Annotated in this window: 7 protein-coding genes; all 7 read left to right on the top strand. The window is 70.1% G+C overall.

The features are described 5' to 3' along the window. Window positions 1-349: hypothetical protein (locus ACHFFZ_RS07145; protein ID WP_394275960.1), on the top strand; the 349-nt coding region annotated here is incomplete at its 5' end. Next, entirely contained in the window at window positions 346-711 is a 366-nt protein-coding gene (locus tag ACHFFZ_RS07140; RefSeq protein ID WP_394275959.1) for a GntR family transcriptional regulator, read from the top strand. The genes ACHFFZ_RS07145 and ACHFFZ_RS07140, both read left to right, overlap by 4 nt. A gap of 141 nt (window positions 712-852) precedes the next feature. Further along, window positions 853-1,725: a DMT family transporter gene (locus ACHFFZ_RS07135; RefSeq protein ID WP_394275958.1), complete on the top strand. Its 873-nt coding sequence runs from the start codon at window positions 853-855 to the stop codon at window positions 1,723-1,725. A 51-nt stretch (window positions 1,726-1,776) separates the two neighbouring features. Then, window positions 1,777-3,126, top strand: a complete 1,350-nt coding sequence (locus ACHFFZ_RS07130) for a sodium:proton antiporter (protein ID WP_394275957.1) — start codon at window positions 1,777-1,779, stop codon at window positions 3,124-3,126. Between the two features lie 31 nt (window positions 3,127-3,157). Next, complete coding sequence (locus tag ACHFFZ_RS07125) at window positions 3,158-4,630, top strand: CCA tRNA nucleotidyltransferase (protein ID WP_394275956.1); 1,473 nt, start codon at window positions 3,158-3,160, stop codon at window positions 4,628-4,630. Between the two features lie 36 nt (window positions 4,631-4,666). Continuing rightward, window positions 4,667-6,748, top strand: coding sequence for a DUF6049 family protein (locus ACHFFZ_RS07120; RefSeq protein ID WP_394275955.1), 2,082 nt, complete (start codon window positions 4,667-4,669; stop codon window positions 6,746-6,748). A 35-nt stretch (window positions 6,749-6,783) separates the two neighbouring features. Then, a complete protein-coding gene (locus tag ACHFFZ_RS07115; protein WP_394275954.1) occupies window positions 6,784-8,703 on the top strand; it encodes a protein kinase family protein in 1,920 nt (639 codons plus the stop codon). Window positions 8,704-8,719 lie beyond the last annotated feature (16 nt).

The raw sequence follows: 8,719 nt of genomic DNA, 5'->3' as shown, positions 1-8,719 counted from the left end.
CGTACTCCTCACGCTCGGCCTGGGTCTCGGCCTGGTCCTGCGACGGCCACGCAATGGTGCAGACCCGGTCGTGGTGGCGATCGACGACCAGGCCCGCACGCGCAATGCGGAGGCCATGGCGGCCGCGGCCCTGCTCGGAGTGGCCGGGAGCCTGGTCGCCTGTTCCCTGCTGGCCGCGATGGCCGCGCTGGAGCCTTTCCTTTGGCTGGCCCTCGCTCTGGTGGTCGCCGCCTTCTGTGCCCTACTGGCCTGCACCTGGGCCATCTCGGTGCTCCTGGTGCCAGGTCGGGGGATGCCTGTGCAGTCCGTGCCCTCCTCGGGAGCCACGGCGATGGGGTCGGTCCTGTGACCCTGCCCATCGCCCTGGATGAGCACGACCCGACCCCACCCTTCGAGCAGCTGCGACGCCAGATCGCCCACGCCATCACCACGGGGAGCCTGGTGCACGGATCGAAGCTGCCGCCGGTGCGCCAGTTGGCCGGAGACCTGGGGGTGGCGCCGGGAACGGTGGCGCGGGCCTACAAGGAGCTGGAGGCCGCCGGGTTCGTCTCGACGGCCCGCCGTGCAGGCACGACAGTGATCGGGCGCCCCCAAGTGGACCCGGGATCGGCACTGACGACGCTGACGAAGACCTTTGTGGCCCGCGCCCGGCAACTCGGGGCCGACGAGCGGGCCATCCGTGAGGCCCTGGACCAAGCCCTCGGACACTGACCTGTGAGGTGCCGACCCATCAGGCGCGCAGAAATTGCCACACATACGGCACCCGACACGTTCAAATTCCATCGATGGCCGTTTGAGGGGGCATTTTCAGCAGGGCTGGGGCTTCCCGGCGCCGCATGAAAGGCTGGCCTGGTGCCTGAACCCGTGACCCGCCCCAGCGGCGCCGCCATCGTGCTGGTGCTGCTGTCGAGCGCGTCGGTGCAGGTGGGGGCGACCGTCGCGAAGCAGACCTTCCCCGTGGTCGGCCCGCTCGGAATGCTGTGGCTGCGTCTGGTCGGGGCGAGCCTGGTGCTGTTGCTGGCCACTGCCGCCACGCGGGCACACCGGCGCCGCCATCCAAGCGCCACGCCGGCGCAAGCCCATCAGTGGATGCCACTGCTGGCCTATGCCGTCTGCCTGGTGGGCATGAATGCCGCGGTCTACCAGGCCTTGGCCCGGCTACCCGTCGGCATCGCGGTCACCCTGGAATTCCTGGGCCCACTCACCGTGGGCGTGCTCGGCTCCCGCCATGCCCGCGACCTGCTGTGGCCGGTGCTGGCACTGGCCGGCGTGGCCCTGCTCGGCATCACTCCCACCCCGCTCGACCCGCTGGGGGTGGCCTTCGCCCTGGTGGCGGCCGCCTGTTGGGGTGGCTACATCCTCACGGCCGCAAAGGTCGGTGAGAGCTGGAGCGCCATCGACGCCCTCCTGCTCTCCTGCCTGATCGGGGCGGCGGTGGTGACGGCGCCGGCCCTGCACAGCAGTGGGGCCTCCCTGTGGGCGGTACCGGTGCTGCTGGTGGGCCTGGGAGTGGGCCTGTTGTCAACGGCGATCCCTTACAGCCTTGAGATAGTGGCCCTCAAGAAGTTGCCCACCCGGGTCTTCGGAATCCTCATGAGCCTGGAGCCGGCGGTGGCGGCGCTGGCTGCGCTGATCCTGTTGGGTGAGCGGCTCAGCGGCACCGACCTGGTGGCGATGGCCTGCGTCATCAGTGCCTCGATCGGCGCCACGCGCAGCTCCGCCTGATCCACACGCCAGCACCCCCGATGGCGCACGACATCGCACACACCTGCCAAGATGACCCCCATGCAGGTGCCATGGTGGTCAGTCCTTCCCTTCGCGACGATGCTCTTGTGCATCGCCATCGCCCCGCTGGTGCCCTCGCTGGCGCACCACTGGGAGAAGCCGCGGACGCAGCTGGGCGTGGCCATGCTGCTCGGCCTGCCGGTCGTCGCCTGGGTCTGGCTGTCGGGCCACCCCCACCTGGTGGTGCACGCGGTGGAGGAGTACGTCAGCTTCATCTGCCTGCTCGGGTCGCTCTTCGTGATCTCCGGCGGGATCCACCTGGCCGGTGACATCCGTGCCACGCCGCGCAACAACACGATCTTCCTGGCCATCGGCGCCGTCCTGGCCAGTTTCATCGGCACCACCGGTGCGGCGATGCTGCTGATCCGTCCGCTGCTGAACACCAACAAGGAACGCAAGTACGCGATGCACACGATCGTCTTCGCGATCTTCGTCGTGGCCAACTGTGGCGGACTGCTGACCCCGCTGGGTGATCCGCCGCTGTTCCTGGGAATGCTGCGCGGCGTGCCCTTCACGTGGACCTTCAACCTGTTCCCGGAGTGGCTGTTCATCAACGTGCTGCTGCTGGCCGCCCACCACGGCATGGACCACATGTTCTATGCCCGCGAGGACAAGGCCCACCTGGAGCGCGACCGCACCGAGGTCGTCCCGCTGAAGCTGTACGGGGCCTGGCAGCTGATCCTGCTGGCCGGCGTGGTTGCCTCGGTCGCCTACCTGTCGACGCCCTGGCGCGAGATCGCGATGATCGCGCTGTCGGCCATCAGCTGGTTCGCCGGCAGCCGCGAGGTGCGGATGAAGCTCAACGAGTTCAGCTGGGCCCCCATCCTGGAGGTGGCGGCGCTCTTCCTGGGCATCTTCGCGACGATGATCACGGCCCTGCAGTACCTGGGTTCGCTCGCGCCGAAGCTGCCGCTGAACGAGATCACCTTCTACCTGTTCTCGGGCGGCCTGAGCGCGGTGCTCGACAACGCCCCCACCTATGCCACCTTCTTCGAGCTGGCCAGCAAGCTGCCGGGGGACCCGCGCGTGGCCGGCGTGCCCGAGCTCTACCTGGTGGCCATCAGCCTGGGTGCGGTGACCTGCGGTGCGATGACCTACATCGGCAACGGTCCCAATTTCATGGTGCGCTCGGTGGCCGAGGAGGCCGGACGGGAAATGCCCAGCTTCGGCGGCTACATCGTGTGGAGCTTGCGCGAGCTGGCGCCGGTGCTGGCCGCCATGGTGCTGGTCTTCATCGCCGACCCGTTGTGGGCCCACATCCTGGGTTGGGTGCTGGCCGTCGCGATCCTGGGCCTGGCCGCGGTGCGGACGCTCACGGGACGCAAGGCCGTCGCTGCCTGAGCCCCCCGCCACCGACCGTTAGACTCCTGCGGTGCCCCAGAACGAACAGACCAGCCCCGCACTGACCAGCCAGCAGACCGACAAGGTCGCCCAGCTGCTGGCGAGCACCCCCGTCGTGGGCGAGTTGGGCGAGCTCTTCGCGGCCGCCGGGCACGAGCTCTACCTGGTGGGCGGGCCGGTGCGCGATGCCCTGCTGGGCGTGCTGCAGCACGACCTGGACTTCACCACCAGCGCCCGCCCCGACGAGATCGAGAAGCTGCTGCGCGGCTGGACGAAGGCCGTCTGGGACATCGGCAAGGACTTCGGCACCATCGGCGCGCAGAAGAAGTCGGCCGGCACCACCTGGCAGATCGAGATCACCACCTTCCGCGCCGACATCTACCGCTCGGACTCCCGCAAGCCGGAGGTGAACTTCGGCGACGACATCGCCGGCGACCTGGTGCGTCGTGACTTCACGGTCAACGCGATGGCCCATGACGTGGTGAACCAGCGTTTCGTGGACCCCTACGGGGGCCTGGCCGACCTGGCGGCCTGCGTGCTGCGCACCCCCTTCACCGCCGAGCGGTCCTTCTCCGACGACCCGCTGCGGATGATGCGGGCTGCCCGCTTCGCCAGCCAGCTGCAGTTCACCGTTGCCCCTGACGTGCAGCGGGCGATGACCGAGATGGCCGATCGGATCGGCATCATCAGCGCCGAGCGGGTACGCGACGAGCTGTCCAAGCTGCTGCTCACCGACCATCCGCGGCCGGGGCTGAACCTGCTGGTGACCACCGGCCTGGCCGACCGGGTGCTGCCGGAGCTGTCGGCGCTGCGCCAGACCCAGGACGAGCACAACCGCCACAAGGACGTCTACGTGCACTCGCTGGTGGTGCTCGACCAGGCCATCGCGCTGGAGAAGTCCCGCGGCCACCAGCCCGACCTGGTGCTGCGGCTGGCTGCGTTGCTGCACGACATCGGCAAGCCCGCGACCCGCGTCTTCGAGGACGACGGCTCGGTGAGCTTCCACCACCACGACCTGGTGGGGGCCAAGCTCGCCCGCAAGCGGATGCGGGCGTTGCGCTTCCCCACCGACCAGACCAAGGCCGTCAGCCAGCTGGTGGAGCAGCACCTGCGCTTCCACGGCTATGGCGACGGGTCCTGGACCGATTCGGCGGTGCGACGGTATGTGCGCGACGCGGGGGACCAGCTTGAGCGGCTGCACATCCTGACTCGCAGCGACTGCACCACCCGCAACCAACGACGGGCGGCCCGGCTGCGTGCCGCCTATGACGACCTGGAACGACGCATCGAGGTGCTGGCCGAGCGGGAGGAGCTCGACTCGATGCGCCCGGACCTCAACGGGGACCAGATCATGCAGATCCTCGGGCTGCGGCCGGGCCGCGAGGTGGGCGAGGCCTACAAGTTCCTGTTCGAGAAGCGCATCGACCAGGGCCAGCTCGGCCCCGAGCGTGCGGAGCAGGAGCTGCGCGCGTGGTGGCAGCAGCGACAGACCGGGGCCAACTAGGCTTGAGCGGTGACTTCCCCAACGTCAGGCACCGCCATGGGCAGGCTGCCGTACGTCCTGGGGGCGGTCCTCGCGGTGGTGCTGTTGGCCCTTGGCCCGCTGTTGGTCCCGTCGGGAGGCCTGTCCTTGGTTCCGCCTGCCCATGCGGCGCCCGCCGCCGAGCAGGCCGTGACGGTGCGCATCGAGCATGCCGCACCGGTCAGTGGCTCCGCTGGCCAGAGACTGCGCATGGTGGGCACCGTGAAGAACACCGGCGGGGTCTCGCTGCGCGAGGTCCAGGCGCATGTGTGGAGCGATTCGGCCGCGATCACCACTCCTGAGGGCCTGGAGGCAGCTCGCCGGAGCCCGCCCGAACAGCCCCTCGGTGCCCGGCTGCTCTCGCCCGAGCTCGGCAATGTGTTCACCATCACCGACGTGGGCAGCCAGATCAGCCAGTCCTTTCCAGGGGGGAGGCTGACTCTCGATCCGGGCCAGAGCGCCCCCTTCACGGTTGAAGCGGCAATCACTGGTGAGGACTCACTGGGACTTGATGCGCCTGGCGTCCATCTGGTGGGGGTGCACGTCCGCGGCATCCCACTGGGGCAGGAGAACCAGACCTTGGGCCGAGCGCGCACCTTCTTCGTGCGCACGCCCGACGACGGTGCGGTGCGTCATGCCCCCAGCACCGCAGTGGTCCAGCTGTCCAGCCGTCCTTCGCGGGTGGGAGAGAAGGTCTTCGTCGACGACCACCTGGCCGGGGAGCTGCAGGGGCGCCTGGCCGACCTGATGACTCTGGCCGAGCAGCCCGGCACTGCCCTGCTGGTGGATCCAACCCTGGTTGATTCCCTGCAGGCAATGGCCGCTGGCTACCAGGTGCGCGCTGCCAAGGGGTCGACGCCCCAGGCCTCGACGACCGCCGGAAGCCGTCTTGCCAAGGACTTCCTGGCCCGCGTGGAGGCGCGTGTCGCGAAGGGACAGACGTGGCGACTTCCCGCCGGCACCCCCGACCTGGCGCTTGCTGCGGGCAGTGGGCACGCCCGGGTGGTGGCCGACGCGGCCGCCCCCCTGCCCGATGGCCACCTGCTGGCTGGCCGGCCGCTGGCCCTGGCTCCTGCCGGTGGCCTGCTGGACGAGGCCTCGCTGGTGGCGGCGCGAAACTTGTCCCCATCCCTGGTGCTGGTCTCCGACACCGCCTCGACGGCCGCGGTGCAGAAGCTGACCGCCGACGGCCCCGCCGCCGTGGTGCGGGTGCGCACCGACCTGTTCAACGGAGCGCCCGGTCCTGAACCGTCGACGACACCCGACCAGGTGGCGGCCGGCCTGCAGGCGCAGCAGTTCCTGGCCCGGGAACCGGTGGTCTCGCTGGTGACCACCACCGAGCAGGCCCGCGCCGAGACGACCGCGGCCCCCTGGCGCACCCGGACACCGGTCACCAGTCTGCTCTCCTCGGCAGATCAGGCTCCGAAGCTGGCGCTGGCCAAGGCCCCCTCACGGGTCAACGACCAGGCCTGGATGGCGGCGCTCGACGCGGCTGAGGGCGAGCTGGCGGCCCGCGGCGAACTGACGGCCAGGCAGGGCGAGGACCCCCACAGGCTGGGCCACCAGGTCCTGGGTCAGGCATTGAGCAGCGAGTGGGGACGCCACCGTGGCCAGGCGCTGTCCTGGCTGGCGCGGGTCCGCGAGGAGCAGACCCAGGTGCTCTCGGGTGCGCCGGTGCGGTTGCACGTGGTGGAGGACTTCGTCACCAGTGGCCCGGAGCAGCAGGTGCCGGTGACCATCAGCAATGGCCTGGACGAGACGGTGCACGCCAAGGTGGTCTTCACCAGTGAGAACCCGCAGCGCATCCAGGTGCGCGACAGTGCGGTGCACTCGGTGGGGCCCGGCGAGCGGACGACGGTCAAGATGGTCGTCGATGCGCGCGCGAACGGGCCGGTGGGGGTCCAGGCGCAGCTGGTCACACCGCAGGGCACGCCGGTGGGGCCACCGCGCAACCTGACGGTGACCGCCACCCAGGCGGGGCGCGTCGGGTGGCTGATCATCATCTGTTCCGGTGTCGTCTTCCTGGCGGGGACGGCCGTGCGGATCAGACAGGTACAACGGGAACGGCGTGAATCGGCTAACGTCACGGGGGCCAGGTGAGGCTGGGCCGTGGCACAGCACAGGACGGGGACGTGATGAGTGACGGTGAGGACGAGCTGACGCAGACGCTGCAGCCGGTGATGGCCACCAACGAGCCGGCGCAGGTTGGGCAGGTGCCGGCCGCATCACCCGTGGTGCAGGCGGGGCAGGTCCATGCCGGCCGCTACCGTCTGGAGCAGCAGCTCGCGCAGCGTGGCGGCACCCTGACCTGGCGTGCCTTCGACCAGAAGCTCTCCCGTTCGGTGCTGGTGCACGTGCTGGCCCACGACGATCCCCGCACCTCGCGGGTGCTGGAGTCGGCCCGCAAGGCGGCTTTCGCCACCGACTCGCGCTTCCTGCGGGTACTGGACGCGGTGGTGGGCGAGCAGACGGCCGATCCGTCGCTGGTGGTCTGCGAGTTCGCGCCCGGTGAGTCGCTGGAGAGGCTGCTGCGCCAGGGCCCGTTGAGTGCGTTGGAGGCGGCGTGGGTGGCGCGCGAGCTGGCCGACGCGATGCAGTCGATGCACGCCGAGGGCCTGTTCCACCAGCGAATCAACCCGGACACTGTGATCATCACCGCCACGGGCAATGTGAAGATCGTCGGCTTGCTGATCGAGGCCGCGATGTACCCGCAGCCGGGCGACGAGACCCTGGCCTGGTCCGAGCTGGAGCAGGGCGATGTCACCGCCATCGGCCAGGTGCTCTATGCCAGCCTGGTGGCACGCTGGCCCGTGGCCGGGGATGTGGGCGAGGACGGCCATCCGGTGCGCACCTGGGGGCTGCTGCCGGCCCCCACCGATGAGCATGGCTGGTTGACTCCGCGCCAGGTGCGTGCGGGGGTGTCTCCTGCCCTCGACGAGATCTGTGACCAGGTGCTGTCCGCCCAACCGCGTCGTCAGCAGATGCCGCTGCGCACCGCGAACCAGCTGGCCAAGGCGCTGACCCAGGTGCTGGGCAGCGCGGATGCGGCCGCAGACCTGGAGCGGCGGATGCGCTATCCGGTGGCGCCCCAGGCGGAGGAGGACACCGGTCCGCTGGCCGAGACCGCCGTGGGAATGGCGGCTGTTGGCCACAATGACGGTGCGACGGTGCTGTCCCCGGCGGTCGGTGCGGTGGCTGCTGCGCCGGTCGCCGCGTGGAGCTCGGCCGGTCCGCTGTCCCGGGACGAGAACCGCACGCCTTCGAGTCCTTCGACCCCGAGCACGCCGGCCCCGAGCACGCCCGCCCCGAACGACAAGGACACGAACGACAAGGACACGAACGACAAGAGCTCGAACGACCAGGGCTCGGGCGGCAGGAGCGCGAGCGGCAAGGTCTCCGAAGGCAAGGTCCCCGAAGGCAGGGCGGCGGTAGCGGTCACCCAGCGGATGCACTCCCATCGTCCGCAGCAGTGGCGCTGGCGTTGGGTTCTGGTGGCACTGGTGGTGCTGGCGATCCTGGGCGGCCTGCTGCGGCTGGTGCTGGGTGGTTCGGATGGCGACGGCCGGGCTGCTGGCAAGCAGCCGGAGGCGGTCGAGATCGTCGCGGTGGAGGATTTCGACCCGACCGCCGACGGCGGCAATGGCGAGGAGAACCCGGGACAGCTGGCCCGGGCCCACGACGGCGATCCGGCGACCGCCTGGCAGACGTTGGTCTACCTCAACAGCGCCCAGATGGGGCGCCTGAAGCCGGGCGTGGGGCTGGTGCTCGACCTGGGTGAGCGCCGTGACGTCAGTGGCGTGAAGGTGACCCTGCAGGGCCAGCCCACGGGCGTGGAGCTGCGGGTGCCGGCCGACCCGTCGGTCTCGACGGCCCCGATGGCCGGTATCGACGGGTGGTCGCGGGTGGCTGCCAACCCGAAGGCGGGCACCAGCGTGGAGCTCCGCCCCGAGCAGGCGGTGCAGAGCCGCTTCGTGATGGTCTACCTCACCAGCCTCCCCAGCGTGGGCAACAATCGTTACCGCGGTGCCGTTGCGGAGGTGGAGGTGCTCTCCTGAGCACCGCCGGCACTTT

The organism is Luteococcus sp., assembly GCF_043424415.1.
GTDB lineage: Bacteria > Actinomycetota > Actinomycetes > Propionibacteriales > Propionibacteriaceae > Luteococcus.
Note: the sequence above shows the minus strand (reverse complement) of the source record. Positions and strands in the feature narration are given on the sequence as shown.

What these genes read in the sequence shown, in the direction of transcription:
- ACHFFZ_RS07130 (WP_394275957.1), top strand. Translation starts at nt 1,777, where the DNA reads ATGACCCCCATGCAGGTGCCATGGTGGTCAGTCCTTCCCTTCGCGACG.
- ACHFFZ_RS07115 (WP_394275954.1), top strand. Translation starts at nt 6,784, where the DNA reads ATGAGTGACGGTGAGGACGAGCTGACGCAGACGCTGCAGCCGGTGATG.
- ACHFFZ_RS07120 (WP_394275955.1), top strand. Translation starts at nt 4,667, where the DNA reads ATGGGCAGGCTGCCGTACGTCCTGGGGGCGGTCCTCGCGGTGGTGCTG.